The organism is Arthrobacter sp. 35W, assembly GCF_000482545.1.
In the GTDB taxonomy this organism is placed as follows: Bacteria; Actinomycetota; Actinomycetes; order Actinomycetales; family Micrococcaceae; genus Specibacter.
On sequence record NZ_KI519455.1, the window covers coordinates 1,096,320 to 1,109,951 of the forward strand.

Genomic DNA, 13,632 nt, shown 5'->3' on the forward strand with positions numbered 1-13,632 from the left:
GCAAGGCTATGAACGCCAGCGTGTTGTCATCATGAAGCCGGCGATGGCAATGCCAAATCCAACCAAAATGTTCCAGTTGGAAATGCCGGGAATGGGCCAGGCGCCGTTGGTGATGTAGAAGACGATGATCCACAGCAGCCCAATGAGCATCAGGGAGATCATCACCGGCTTGAACCACGGCGCGTTGGGCTTGTGCGCGGTGGCGGTCTGAGGCTGCGGGCGGGCGCGGTTGGGCCGACGGCGCGGTTTTGACTCAGGCACTTCGATCTCCTTGACGGTGGCGGCGTAATGCTGGGCCGCGGCGGGAAGTAAGGGGCAGCGGCACCTTGGTATCCTCATAGAGGAATACGCCAAACCTACGGCACCGCACGGGTTCTGGCTGTAATTCTAGCGGCAAGTGCCGCACGGGAAGATTACGTGACCCCAGCGCCAAAAACAGGAGACAACCACGTGGAACGTACAGACACTGCGGCCCACGCCGACGTCCACATGGACGAGCTCCTGAGCTCCTCGGGCAGGCGTTCCAGAAGTGCCAGGCGCCCCTCCCGCCCGGGCCGGGCCCAGCGCCCCAAACAGGGGTTCTTCCGCACTCTGGTCCAGGTCATCGGCGAACTTTTGATCACCTGCGGCATCATCCTGCTGCTTTTTGTCGTCTGGGAACTGTGGTGGACCAACATTTCCGCCAACGATGCCCAGCAGCACGCGGTCCAGGAGTTCTCCCACAATTTCCAGGGCCCGCTCACCCCGCCGGCCCCCGCCGGTCCAGCGCCCGTCGACTACGGGCCGCCCGTGGTCTCGGCCGCCCCGTCCTCCACCGGTGAAGTCTTTGGCGTGATCTACATTCCGCGCTTCGGCGACACCTACTCGCGCCCGCTGGTGCAGGGCACCACCACTGCCGTCCTGGACACCCTGGGGCTGGGCCACTACGAGTCCACCACCATGCCCGGCGCCGTCGGCAACTTCGCCGTTGCCGGCCACCGGCAGACGCACGGCGCCGTGCTGGACTCGATCCACACCCTGGCCCCCGGCGACAAGATCTACATCCAAACGGTGGACGGCTACTACACCTACGTGTTCCGGAACAACCAGATCGTCCTGCCCAGCCGGACCGACGTGCTGCTGCCGGTGCCCACCGCCAAGGACGCCGTACCCACCCAGAGCATTTTGACCATGACCAGCTGCAACCCGCGCTTCGGCGCCGAGGAGCGCATCATCGCCTACTCGGTGCTTGAATCCTGGCAACCCGCAAGTGCAGGCCCGCCGGCGGCCATTGCCGCGCAGGTGGCAGCCAACGCAGGGAAGGGCTAGACATGTACGGCTGGATTTTCCGCAACCTTCCGGGGCCGCTGTGGTTCCGCATCATCACGGCGGCGCTCTTTATTGCTGCAGCCGTGCTGGTGCTGATGAACTTCGTGTTCCCCTGGCTCTCCCAATTCAATCCACTCACCGACTCAACGATTGGTTCAGCGACCCAGCCATGACTACCCGAATTTTGGTTGTCGACAACTACGACAGCTTCGTCTACACCCTGGTGGGCTACCTCCAGCAGCTGGGCGCCGAGACCACTGTGGTGCGCAACGACGACGTGACGCTGGCGGAAGCCATCGAGCTCGCCTCTGCGCGCGACGGCGTGCTCATCTCCCCCGGCCCGGGCAACCCCGCCGAGGCCGGCGTCTGCATCGAACTCATCAAATGGTGCGGGGACAACGCCAAGCCCATGCTGGGCGTCTGCCTGGGCCACCAGGCCCTGGCCGAGGCCTACGGCGGCGTCGTGACCCATGCCGAGCAGCTGATGCACGGCAAGACCTCCGAGGTGACGCACCGCGGCCAGAACGTCTTTGCGGGCCTGCCCAGCCCCGTCACCGCCACGCGCTACCACTCGCTGGCCGCCGTGAGGGAAAGCATTCCGGCCGAGCTGGAGATCACCGCGGAGACGGCCGACGGCGTCATCATGGGCCTGGCCCACCGCACCGCGCCGCTGTGGGGCGTCCAGTTCCACCCGGAGTCTGTGCTGACCCAGGGCGGCTACCAGATGCTGGGCAACTGGCTGGAGTCCATGGGGATGGCCGGTGCCGCCGCGAAGGCCGCGACGCTGAGCCCGCTGATTAGCAAATAGCACGGGGGTTTCCCGCAAAGAGTAATGGCCGCACCCGGCATGCCGGGTGCGGCCATTGTTGTCTGCGTGTCAGCCGTTGCCACCGCGGCGGGTGGGCGTCGCTGTCGCCGTCGCCGTCGGTGTGGCAGTGGGTGTGGCCGTCGGGGTGGGCGCCGCCGGCTCCTTGGCAATCTGCACCGTGATGGTGCTGCCCTGGTCCACACTGGTGCCGGGCTCTGCGGACTGCTTGGTCACCATGCCCCAGGTGGAGGAGACGGTGTTCTCCACTTCCTCAAACACCACCTTCAGGTTGGGTGCTGAGTTGGTGAGCTCCGCCTGCGCCTGCTCCTGCGTCAGGTTGTACAGCGTGGGCATGGTGACCTTGCCGCTGGAGATCTTCAGGTTCACCTTGCTGCCCACACCCACCACCTGGCCCGGGGCGGGATCGGTGGTGACCACGCGGCCCTTCTCGATGGTGGGGTGGTTGACGTCGCTGGTGTCGCCCGGCAGCAGCCCGAGTCCGGCGAGAACGCCCCTGGCATCGGATTCCGTCCGGTTCTCCAAGGCCGAGGGGATCTGCACCGTGGAGGGCCCCTTGGAAATGACCAGCGTCACCGCTGAACCGATGTCGGCCAGAGAACCGGCCGCGGGCTTGGTGCCGATGGCCAGGCCCTTGGGCACCTTGTCGTCATAGTTGCGTTCAATGTCCGGCTTGAACTCCGAGTTGTTCAGCTTGAGGATGGCATCGGATTCGAGCAGATTGGCCACCCACGGGATGGCTATCTGCTTCGGGGCCGGCGGGCCGGCCGTCAGCAGATTGAAGCCCAGCAGGCCGGCACCGGCAAGCGCCAGGGCGAGCAGCACCAGCAGCGTGGCGATCCATGCCCTTCGGCGTACCTTTCCTGCCCGTTCGGGGCTTTCGTCGATGACGCGGGGGCCGCCGTCGTCGTCGCTGGCCAGCGTACCGCCGGCAAGAACCTTGGCCATGGCCCTGGTTGCCGGTTCCTCGATGGCCGGAACCGCCGGAACGGCCATGGTGGACTCCGTGGGTGCCTCGGCAACGCGGGCGGGTGCAGCAGAAACCAGGGCCGTGGCGCCATAGCCGTTGCCCGGCGTACGCGGTGCGGCCGGGACGGCCATGGTGGGTCCGGTGGGGGACGCCAGTTCGACGCCGCTGCGGGCCGCACGCAGGGCCCTGCGGAACGCTGCAGCGTTCTGGAACCTGTCCGTGCGGTTCTTCTGCAGGGCACGCAAAAGGACGCTGTCCAGGGCCGGAGGGACTTCGGCGTTGAAGACACTCGGGGGCAGCGGTGGTTCGCGGACGTGCTGGTACGCCACCGACACCGGGCTGTCGCCGATGAATGGGGGCCGGCCGGCCAGCATTTCATAGAGCAGGCAGGCGGCCGAGTAGAGGTCGCTGCGCTCGTCAACCGTTTCGCCGCGGGCCTGCTCGGGCGAGAGGTATTGGGCCGTGCCAATGACGGCCTGCGTCTGCGTCATCGTTGATGCGGAGTCGGAAATGGTGCGGGCAATGCCGAAATCCATCACCTTTACGGTGCCCAGACGGTTGTGCTCGTCCTGGGTGACCATCACATTGGCCGGCTTGATGTCCCGGTGCACAATTCCGGCGCGGTGGCTGTACTCCAGCGCCGACAGCACACCCAGGGTGTAGTCGATGGCGTGGTCAATGGTGATTTCCTTGGCCCGGATCAGATCCCGGAGCGTTCGGCCGCTGACGTATTCCATGACGATGAAGGGCTGGCGCGTGCCGTCCCGCAGAGGTTCCTCATTTGCGTGCTCGCCGGTGTCGTAGACGGCCACAATCGAGGGGTGGTTCAATCCGGCCACGGCCTGGGCCTCGCGGCGGAAGCGGACCTGCAGCTGCGGATCGCGGGCCAGATCGCCACGCAGCAGTTTGATGGCCACGGTGCGCCCGAGGCGGATGTCGCGGCCCATGTGGACGTCGGCCATGCCGCCGCGGCCCAGTACCTCGCCCAATTCATAACGCCCGTTGAGGACGCGTGGGTTGTTCATGATGCGCATGTCCTCTCTGTCGCGTCGTGGTGGGTGCCGCCTCCAGGAGGCGGGTGGTGCGGCCGTGGTCCCCCACGGCCGCAGCGCGTGGTTATTGCTTCGGTGTGGCGGGAGCCGTCGTGGCAGGGGCTGTCGCCTTGCCCGTGGACACCACATAGGTGACGGTGGAACCGGACGGGACGCTGTTGCCCGGAGCCGGCGTGGTGCGGATGACGTTGCCGGCCGGAACGGTGGCCGAGGACTCGCTCTCCATGGCGGGCACCAGATGGGCCGCCAGCAGTGCCGAGTTGTAGGCGTCGGCCGTGAGACCGGTGAATCCGGGGACCTGGACCATTTCTGCGCCCTTGGAGACCGTGACGGTGATGATGTCGCCCTTGGTGACGGCACCGGAGGGATTGATACCAATCACCATGCCGGCACCGACCTCGGCGCTGAACTCCTCCGCCTTGTCCACCTGCATGCCCTTGTTGATCAAATCCGTCTGGACTTCGGCAAAGGGGCGGCCCGCGTACTGGGCCGGGAACAGCGTCACCTGGCTCGATGCCGTGGTGGTCGGTGCGGACGAGGTGGTGGGCGGGGCCGACGTCGTCGTTGCCGCCGTGGTGGCAGTGCTCGACTTTGTGGTGGTTGCCGGGGTGGTGGCCGGCGGCGTGCCGGGGTTGAACACACCCATGCCCTGCAGCACGAACGCGCCAATGGCAAACAGCACCAGCACGATCAGCGCCACGGCCGGCCACGTCCAGGGGCTGCGCCCACGCTTGACGGGTGCGGCCTCAGCGGATTCCTCCGGCTCCTCTTCCCAGGGCATCTCTGCGGCCAGGGAATCGGCGCGGGAAAGAATGGAGTCCGGCTGGCTGGCCACAATGCTTTCAGCCACGGTGGGCAGTGCCGAGGTGGCAGGGGCCGGGGCCTGGGCGACGACGGTGGTGGCCGTCGTGGCATCCAGATCAACAGGTGCCGTGATGGGGCCAGTGGTTGCCTCAAAGAGCAGCATGCCGGGGGCGGCAGCGTGCGCGCGGTTGATGTCGCCGTCGCGGATGGCCTCGGCGGCCTCGGCCAGCTTCAGTGCATTGGCCGGACGGTTCGCCGGATCCTTGGCCAGCATGGACATCAACAGTGCGCGCACCGGGGTGGGCAGCGTGTCCGGCAGCGGCGGCGGAGCGTCGTTGACCTGGGCCAAGGCAATGGCGATCTGCGATTCACCCGAGAACGGACGGTGTCCCGTGATGCACTCATAGCCGATGACGCCCAGGGCATAGATGTCGCTGGACCCGGTGGCAACCTGTCCGGTGGCCTGCTCCGGGGCCAAGTACTGGGCCGTGCCCATGACCTGGCCGGTCTGGGTCAGCGGCACCTGGTCGGCCAGGCGGGCAATGCCGAAGTCGGTGACCTTGACGCGTCCATCGGGGGTGATCAGCAGGTTGCCCGGCTTCACGTCGCGGTGGACCAGACCCTGTGCGTGGGCCACGGCCAGGGCCCGGGCCGTCTGGGCGATGATGGAGAGCGTGCGGTCGGAGGAGAGCACGTGGTCCCGCTCCAGGATGGCAGACAGCGGCTCACCGGGAACCAGCTCCATCACCAGATAGGCCGAGCCCTCTTCTTCGCCGTAGTCAAAGACGTTGGCAATGCCGACATGGTTGAGCAGCGCAGTGTGGCGTGCCTCGGCGCGGAAGCGCTCACGGAAGCCAGGGTCACCCGTGTACTCTTCCTTGAGGATTTTGATGGCCACAATCCGGCCCAGGACAAGGTCCTGTGCCTTCCAGACCTCGCCCATGCCACCGATGGCAATGCGTGAAGTGAGCTGGAACCTGCCGCCTAAGGTGATTCCCGAAGTAGGCCTCACTTATTCAACACCGCCTCGAAGAGTTTGCTTGCGTTTGGACTAGTCAGTTTTGCGCCGGTGGAGATGTCGACGCCGGGAATGACGATGGACACAACCACCTGTGGATCGTTGGCCGGGGCAAAGCCCGTGAACCAGGAGTTGTTCAGATTCTCAGGGCCACCCAGTTCGGCCGTGCCGGTCTTGCCGGCAACTTTGATGCCGGGGACGGCCGCGGCCGAGGCAATGCCCTTGTCCACCACGCTGGTCATCCAGGTGGTGATCTGGTCGGCAACGGCCTTGGTGGTGGACTGGCGGAGTTCTTCCGGCTGGAAGTCCTGGACCACCTTCAGGTCTGGGGTGCGGATGGTTTTGACGATGTTCGGTTTCATTTGGATTCCGCCGTTGGCAATGGCTGCCGTCATCATGGCAATCTGCAGCGGCGTGGCCTGGACATCCTGCTGGCCGATGGCGCTGCGGGCTAGTTCCGGCTGACCCAGTTTACCCGTGCTGCCGGGGAAGCGGCTGCCCTCCACTCGCGACGGGAACTTGAGGGAGTTGTCATTGAAGCCAAACTTCTCGGCCTGCTTGGTGATGGCGTCCTGTCCCAGGTTCAGGGCAATCTCCGCGAACGGCGTATTGCAGCTCTGTTCCAAGGCAAAGGAGAAATCTGCCTGGGTGCGCGCTGCACAACCGCCGTTGACGTAGTTGTTCAGCGTGTAGCTGGTTCCGTCGAAGCCCAATTGGGCCGGGTTCGGCAGTACGGAATCCTTGGTGTACTTTCCGGACTCCAGCGCTGCGGCGGTGTCGACGAGCTTGAACACCGACCCCGGTGAATAGAGGTGCGTGTACGCGGGCGAACCATAGAGGTTGATGCCGGGAACGTTGTTCAGCTCGTCGACGGCGGCCCGCACGGCGGTGCCGTCGTGGCTCGCCATCAGGTTCGTATCGTAGGAAGGCTTGGAGACCATGGCGATGATGGCACCGGTCTTGGGGTTCATCACCACGATGGCACCCTCCTGGCCGTCGGGGATCAGGTCGTAGGCAAGCTTCTGGATCGCTGGATCAATGGTCAATTCCACCGAGCGGCCCTTGGGCTGGGCACCCGTGAGGACCTGGACCAGCCGGTCGTAGAAGGCATCCGAGGTGGTGCCCGTGAGCTGGTCGTTCGTCGAGCTTTCCAGTCCATAAGAGCCGAAGTCCCGGGAGAAGAAGCCGGTCAGACCGGCATAGAGCTCCGGCTGCACGTACTGGCGCTGGAACTTGCACTGCTCATTGGTCGCCACGGATTCCGCGATGGGCTGCCCGGCCACGAGGATCGCGCCGCGGTCCTCGCAGAACTGCCGCAGCAGCTCCCGGTTGTTGTTGCCGTTGGCCTTCAGATCGCCCACGGCGAAGAACTGCACATACGTGATGGAGCCGAACACCAGCGCGAAGAGCGCGATGGCCACCACCCACGCGTTGCGGATTGCCTGGTTCATGGTGCATCCACCGCCTTCTGGGTTGGTTGGTTCGCGGTTGTTTCGTTCGCGGGTGATTGGTTCTTGGGGTGGGCCGGCACGGGGCGTGGCGCAGTGGTGTCAATGGGCCGCCGCGCGGCATCGGAGATCAACAGCAACAGGGCGACGATTATCCAGTTCGCCAGCAGCGATGAACCACCTGCGGCCAGGAACGGCGTGGTGAGGCCCGTCAGCGGGATCAGACGCGTCACCCCGCCGATGACCACAAAGCACTGCAAGGCAATGGCGAAGGACAGGCCCACAGCCAACAGCTTGCCGAAGGAATCCCGGGTGCCCAGGGCGGCGCGGAAGCCGCGGGTGATCAGCAGGACGTACATCAGCACAACGGCGAACAGGCCGGCCATGCCGAGCTCCTCGCCAATGGCCGCGATGATCATGTCGCTGTTGGCCAGCGGCACAATCTCCGGCTGGCCGTTGCCCAGGCCAGTTCCCAGAAGTCCGCCGTCGGCCATGCCGAAGAGCCCTTGGACCACCTGGTAGCCACCGGAACCGATGACCTCCGGAGAAAAGGCATTGGCCCAGACATCGATGCGCCGTGCAACGTGCGGGAAGAGGCGGACGGCCACGAACCCGCCGATGCCGATCAGCAGCAGGCCGATGAACACCCAGCTGATGCGGCTGGTGGCCACGTAGATCATCACCATGAACAGGCCGAAGAACAGGACGGAGGAGCCCAGGTCGTGCTGGAAGACCAATACGCCAACGCTGGCCAGCCAGGCCACGATCATGGGGCCCAGGTCGCGGGCGCGGGGCAGCTGGAGGGGTCCAACCTTCTTTCCGGCCAACAGAATCAGATCGCGGTTGGAGGAAAGATACCCGGCAAAGAATATGGCCAGGGTGATCTTGGCGATTTCGCCGGGTTGGAACGTGAAGGGGCCAATGCTGATCCAGACGCTGGCGCCGTTGACCTCACCGGCGCTGATCCCGGGGACCAGCGGCAGGATCAGCAGCACCACGCTGGCCACCAGGGAAAGGTAGGTGTAGCGGCGGAGCCGGCGGTGGTCCCTGAGAAGCCAAATGACTGCCACGGCCGCGGCCACAGCCACGGTGGTCCACAACCACTGGCGGGGCCCTGCCGATTCATCGTTGGCGATGTCCAGGCGGTGGATGACGGCCAAGCCTATGCCGTTCAGGGCAACAACGAGTGGAAGTATTACCGGGTCGGCATATTTTGCGCGGAAGCGCAGGGAAACATGCACCGCCAGGGCCAGCCCCGTGAGGACGGCGCCCTGGGAATAGAAGTCAGAGTCGAAGGTGCGGCCCAGATTGATGTTGACCATAGCATTGGCAAACAGACCCACCAGGAGGGCCAGGATCAGCAGGACCAGTTCTGTGTTGCGGCGCGGTTTGGCGACTGTTGCGAGCTGGCTCATTGCGGCCCTCCGGTGCATGTCGGTGTGCTGACGGCCAATGGTGCCGCGCTGGAGGCGGCCGGTGCCGGTGTTGTTTCCGCGGCCGGTGATGCGCCGGGCGTTGCTGTCGGGGCGGCCGTGGGCGAGGGGCAGGGCGGCGTGCTGGAGCCGGCGCCCAACTGCAGATCACTGATGATCTGTGCCGCGTCATCCAGATTCCTGGCCGGGAGGGTCTGCGCGAGGCGCTGCCGCGAATAGTCGGGCAGCGAGACAACGTCGATGCCGGTTTCCCGGTACACATGCGAGAGCTGGATGGGGCCGAGGGACTGGGAGACACCGTTGAAGATGACGACCTTGCCGTTGGATGCGCCCACATAGTAAAGCGTCTGGGTCCACGCGTAGCCGGCCCAGAGGCCGAGTGCGAGCAGGACGGCCACGATGGCGCCGATGACTGCGGCCAGTTTCTTGAGGTTGCGCGGCGGGATAGACTCCTCGGTCTCTTCCTCCACGTCCGTTGATTGGATGCCCGGGGCCACCTTGTGGGTCAACACGGTGGCGGCCCGCCGGGCGGCGGAGTGCCCCTCGATCACCGGGATCTTGCCCTCGGCAAAGGCTGTGACGGCCGCTCCCACCAGTTCATGGGGGCGTTCCGATAGCTCCTGGCGGATCACGGCCGCGGTGATGTGGGCGCCAAGATCGCCGGACCTCGAGGGTCCGTCGTTGTCGGACTCGGGGGCCTCCCCGTCGAGGGCATCGGCCGTGGCGCCGTCGGCCGCTGCGTCCACGTCGTCGTCGTTCGACCCGGCAGCGGGAAGCTCCTGCGCGGCCGGGACCGTGGCCAGCGAGGCCGTGTGGATGCTCTCGGAGCCCTCGCGGACCACATCGAAAACCACCACAGTGACATTGTCCGGTGCCCCGGCGGCCAGCGTGAGTTCAACCAGGGTGTCTGCGCAGGAGGCCAGCGAGGTGGTGGTGCGGACTACTTCCTCCACCAGATTGTGGCGCACAAAATTCAGCCCGTCGGAGCAGAGCAGCCAGCGCTCCCCCTCCTGGGCTTCAAAGGACATCAGGTCCAGTTCGGGGGAGGCGTCGACGTCGCCCAGAACGCGCATCAGCACATTCTTGTGGGGGTGGGTTTCGGCTTCCTCGGGGCGCAGGCGGCCCTCGTCGATCATCCGCTGGACAAAGGTGTGGTCCACGCTGATCTGCTCGAAGACGCCGTCCTTGAGCCGGTAGGCGCGCGAATCCCCGATGTGCGCCATTTCCAGGATGTCGCCGGACAGGAGCATGGCCGTCACGGTGGTGCCCATGCCGGCCAGCTTCGGATTGATATGGACCAACTGGGACAGCAGGGAGTTTGCCGTCTGGATCTCATCGGCAAGATGCTCGCTGGCATCGCCCTGGTAGCCGTCCCTGTCCAGATGGATCAGGTCCAGCACGGTGGAGGCGCTGGCCACATCGCCGCCGGCGTGGCCACCCATGCCGTCGGCAACGACAGCCAGGTGCTTGCCGACATAGGCAGAGTCGTCATTCTTGGCTCTGACCATGCCCACATCACTCCTGGCGGCATAGCTCAGGACCAGCGGGCGTTCCGACATGCTTACGGCCTCAATTCAATGACCGTCTTACCGATCCGAATCGGTGCACCAAGTTCAACCGGCAGGGCCCGCGTCAGCTGTGTACCGCCCAGATAGGTGCCATTGGTGGAGCCAAGGTCCTCGATGAACCAGCGGGTGCCCTGTGGAAACAGGCGGGCGTGGCGGCCGGAGGCGTAGTCGTCCTCAAGGACCAGCGTGGCCTCCTGGGCGCGGCCGAGGAGGACGGGGCTGGCGGCCAGCTCAATGGTGGTTCCGGCCAGCGGCCCTTCGGTGACCACCAGATGGCGGGCTTGGGTCTTGGCCGGCGGCTCCGCCTCCAGCAATTCGGGGTGCTTGCGCGCCTGGCGGGCGGTGGGCGTGCCCACCTTGGCCTTGCGTCCAATGGCCAGATCGCGGCGCATGGCCGTGACAACACTGAAGATCATGACCCACAGCAGGACCAGGAAGCCGAACTGGAGGACTGTGACGGTGAGTGAACCAAGATCATTCATCGCTGGCCTCCCTGGCGGGCGGGCAGCAAACGGAAGGTGATCTTGCTGCGGCCGATGGACAAGGTGGCGCCGTCGTCCAGGCGTGCCGAGCCGTTGATGCGCTGGCCGTTGAGGAAGCTGCCATTGGTGGAGCCCAGGTCGACGGCGGTGCAGACGCCGCCCTGGGTGCGGATTTCAAGGTGGCGCCGCGAGACGCCGGTGTCGTCAATAAGGATGTCTGCCTCAGAGGAGCGGCCCAGCACGATCGAATCGGCATTCAGGGCGTACCGTTGGCCGGCGATGTCCAGCACGGGCTGGACGTTGCCTTGTGAGGGTGCGACGGCGGCCGGCGGCGCTGCTGCGCGGGCCGGGGCGGGCATGGCTGCCGGTGCCTGGCGCGGAGCCGCCATCGCCGGTGCCGCCGACGGGAAGGAAGGCTGCGGTGCTGCTGATCCGTCCTTGACCGTGCTGGAGGCGATCTCGAAGGCCCCGGCCTTCAGCTCGGCGTCATGGTTGAACGAGACGCGCACGGGGCCCTGGAGGATGTAGCCCTGGCCGCGTGCATGGTTGATGACCACATCGCACAGCTCCTCGGCCAGGGCGGTGCCCCAGCTGCGGGCACGCTCAAAGTCCGGCGAACTGAGCTGGATGTCAAAGACATTGGGGGCAAGCGTGCGTCCGGCGTCCAAGGTCATGGCCTTGTCGTCGAGCTCGCGTCGCAGCTGGCTCGCGATCTCCACCGGCTGCAAGGTCTTCGAGCCGCGGGCGAAGGCGCCACGCACGGCTTTCTCAATGCCTTTTTCGACATTGTCCAACAGACCCATGGGATCCTCCTCCACTTCAACTCGACGGTGCGCGGCTCCGTCCAGATGAACGGGCCGCGTGCTTGCAGCAGGACGGTCGGACGCCACGTTGTGCGAGGTCCGGCGAAGCATGCCCTGTGAACTGATACTACTGGGCGAGTCTGCGAAAACCTTCAATGCGTGGTGCACCCAGCCCGGATTTCATACCAGGGGATGGTACCGCCAAAAAATTCTTTGGGGGCCAAAAATCCCTGTGATTCCGCGGAATTTTGGACCATGGAAGGGCCTCTGGGGCCCGATGGCGCCCGCCGATTAGGCATTTCGCGCTTTCGTCCCATATAGTTGTTATCGCTGTTCCACTGGTTCTGGAAATCAGAACCGAGTGGGTCAAAAGCGCGCGAGTGGCGGAACGGCAGACGCGCTGGCTTCAGGTGCCAGTGTCCGAAAGGGCGTGGGGGTTCAAATCCCCCCTCGCGCACGCTTCGAAAACACCCCGATCTTCGGATCGGGGTGTTTTTGTTTTAACCGGTCTTATTGCCCCGGCACCTTCTGCCAATATCGAGACGCCACCGCCCTGGTGGACATTGGCTGGTGGACGGTTTCCTCCACAGCCACTCTCGGCATACCTATATAGGGGTGCGGCGCGCTCCTATATATAGGCATCCATGCAGACGTGCACTGAGAGGTGTCTGGGTGCGTCCCTTGCATACCTATATACAGAGGGCGTAGAGATGGTGCGACCCCACTCCAAGCCACCCAGCAACTCCCCCGCAAGGGCACTGGAAACCATTCCCCTATATATAGGAGACATTATGGTGTGGGGGGTCCGCGGGCGATGGGTGGCGGGCCGGCCTCCAGGCCCTGCACCCGCCCGCCTGCCCGTGGCGTCTGCCCGGCTGGTATTGGACGTCTGGGACGCCGAAGACTATGCACGGCACCCCTGCTGTTCATGCAGCCGACTGCGGTAGGCCTGGGCAATGGGACTGTCGCCGAGCTTCAGTGGAAAGGCGGCATGGCCAGCTGACGGCGAGCCAACCACAAAGAAGTTGTAGCCCGACATGGCAATGAAGGTTTGGAAGCCGGCGGCGTCCATATATCCGTATAGAGGATGCATGCCCCTGCTTGACCAGTGACACGGGGCTGCGCATCTTGATTGCCGTGCCTTCCTGCATCTGGGGTTCAGTATGGGATCCAGAGGCAGGGTGGAGCCGTGCAGGGCCCTTGTCTGTTTCTCGATTTGCGTGTTCCCGCAAAGGTGTGTAAAGTATTTCGAGTTGCCCCGGACGCCGGGGAAACGAAAAACCCCCCTTGTGAACAGCCGGTGGAACATCCGGTGGTTCACCGCGCCCGGACTTTTCAATCAAAAAGAATTTGGTTGATTTGCTTTCGGACGGCAGGGCGGGTAAGCTTGAAAAGTTGCTCCGGCACTGATCGCCGCGGAAACCGTGATGGTTTCCAGGATGTGCGTGTTGGCCGGAAGCTCCTGTTGTTTGAGAACTCAATAGTGTGCCAAGTTTTATTGATACCAATCATTTATTAATTGGTTATCTGGACCGTTGGCCCCACCCCCGTGGTGGCGGCGGTCCGTTTAGCTGGTTTCAAATTTAGTGCACCACCACCTGCTCCTTTTCCGGGCGGTGGGGGTGTGTCTGTAATAAACATTTATGGAGAGTTTGATCCTGGCTCAGGATGAACGCTGGCGGCGTGCTTAACACATGCAAGTCGAACGATGACCCCCAGCTTGCTGGGGTGATTAGTGGCGAACGGGTGAGTAACACGTGAGTAACCTGCCCTTAACTCTGGGATAAGCCTGGGAAACCGGGTCTAATACCGGATATTTACCCTCCACCGCATGGTGTGGGGGTGGAAAGCCTTGTGCGGTTTTGGATGGACTCGCGGCCTATCAGCTTGTTGGTGAGGTAATGGCTCACCAAGGCGACG

Annotated in this window: 12 protein-coding genes and 1 tRNA gene; 4 read left to right on the forward strand and 9 right to left on the reverse strand. The window is 64.5% G+C overall.

Features of this window, described 5'->3' with window-relative positions; all coding sequences use genetic code 11:
• Positions 1 to 6 precede the first annotated feature (6 nt).
• Entirely contained in the window at positions 7 to 261 is a 255-nt protein-coding gene (locus K254_RS0117150) for a cell division protein CrgA (protein WP_026556403.1), read from the reverse strand.
• A gap of 228 nt (positions 262 to 489) precedes the next feature.
• On the opposite strand from K254_RS0117150, the gene K254_RS0117155 reads away from it, so the two are divergent.
• Genes K254_RS0117155 through K254_RS0117165 form a run of 3 tightly spaced genes read left to right on the forward strand, consistent with a single transcriptional unit; the run spans position 490 to position 2,116 of the window.
• Positions 490 to 1,308: a class E sortase gene (locus K254_RS0117155; RefSeq protein WP_026556404.1), complete on the forward strand. Its 819-nt coding sequence runs from the start codon at positions 490 to 492 to the stop codon at positions 1,306 to 1,308.
• A gap of 2 nt (positions 1,309 to 1,310) precedes the next feature.
• Complete coding sequence (locus K254_RS26010; protein ID WP_026556405.1) at positions 1,311 to 1,481, forward strand: hypothetical protein; 171 nt, start codon at positions 1,311 to 1,313, stop codon at positions 1,479 to 1,481.
• On the forward strand, positions 1,478 to 2,116 hold the full coding sequence (locus K254_RS0117165; RefSeq protein WP_026556406.1) for an anthranilate synthase component II: 639 nt from the start codon (positions 1,478 to 1,480) through the stop codon (positions 2,114 to 2,116). Before K254_RS26010 ends, K254_RS0117165 begins: the two co-directional genes overlap by 4 nt.
• A gap of 69 nt (positions 2,117 to 2,185) precedes the next feature.
• Here the strand turns inward: K254_RS0117165 and pknB are convergent, their stop codons facing one another.
• The 7 genes from pknB to K254_RS0117200 form a co-directional block, all read right to left on the reverse strand.
• Positions 2,186 to 4,129, reverse strand: a complete 1,944-nt coding sequence (pknB, locus tag K254_RS0117170; protein WP_026556407.1) for a Stk1 family PASTA domain-containing Ser/Thr kinase — start codon at positions 4,127 to 4,129, stop codon at positions 2,186 to 2,188.
• A 91-nt stretch (positions 4,130 to 4,220) separates the two neighbouring features.
• Positions 4,221 to 5,972 carry a protein kinase domain-containing protein gene (locus K254_RS0117175; RefSeq protein ID WP_035750288.1) on the reverse strand — a complete coding sequence of 584 codons (1,752 nt, stop codon included), beginning with the start codon at positions 5,970 to 5,972 and terminating at the stop codon, positions 4,221 to 4,223.
• Entirely contained in the window at positions 5,969 to 7,429 is a 1,461-nt protein-coding gene (locus K254_RS0117180; protein ID WP_026556409.1) for a peptidoglycan D,D-transpeptidase FtsI family protein, read from the reverse strand. Before K254_RS0117180 ends, K254_RS0117175 begins: the two co-directional genes overlap by 4 nt.
• The gene (locus K254_RS0117185) at positions 7,426 to 8,841 is read right to left on the reverse strand and encodes an FtsW/RodA/SpoVE family cell cycle protein (RefSeq protein ID WP_026556410.1); all 1,416 of its coding nucleotides are present in this window, start codon (positions 8,839 to 8,841) and stop codon (positions 7,426 to 7,428) included. Before K254_RS0117185 ends, K254_RS0117180 begins: the two co-directional genes overlap by 4 nt.
• The gene (locus tag K254_RS0117190; protein WP_051389330.1) at positions 8,838 to 10,418 is read right to left on the reverse strand and encodes a PP2C family protein-serine/threonine phosphatase; all 1,581 of its coding nucleotides are present in this window, start codon (positions 10,416 to 10,418) and stop codon (positions 8,838 to 8,840) included. Before K254_RS0117190 ends, K254_RS0117185 begins: the two co-directional genes overlap by 4 nt.
• 2 nt (positions 10,419 to 10,420) lie before the next feature.
• Complete coding sequence (locus K254_RS0117195; RefSeq protein WP_026556412.1) at positions 10,421 to 10,909, reverse strand: FHA domain-containing protein FhaB/FipA; 489 nt, start codon at positions 10,907 to 10,909, stop codon at positions 10,421 to 10,423.
• Positions 10,906 to 11,712 carry an FhaA domain-containing protein gene (locus K254_RS0117200; protein WP_026556413.1) on the reverse strand — a complete coding sequence of 269 codons (807 nt, stop codon included), beginning with the start codon at positions 11,710 to 11,712 and terminating at the stop codon, positions 10,906 to 10,908. Before K254_RS0117200 ends, K254_RS0117195 begins: the two co-directional genes overlap by 4 nt.
• A 374-nt stretch (positions 11,713 to 12,086) precedes the next feature.
• Between K254_RS0117200 and K254_RS0117205 the strand changes: the two genes are divergently transcribed.
• Positions 12,087 to 12,169 (forward strand) — tRNA-Leu (locus tag K254_RS0117205).
• Positions 12,170 to 12,616: 447 nt separating this feature from the next.
• On the opposite strand, the gene K254_RS25810 is transcribed toward K254_RS0117205, so the two are convergent.
• On the reverse strand, positions 12,617 to 12,784 hold the full coding sequence (locus K254_RS25810; protein ID WP_155848609.1) for a hypothetical protein: 168 nt from the start codon (positions 12,782 to 12,784) through the stop codon (positions 12,617 to 12,619).
• Positions 12,785 to 13,632 lie beyond the last annotated feature (848 nt).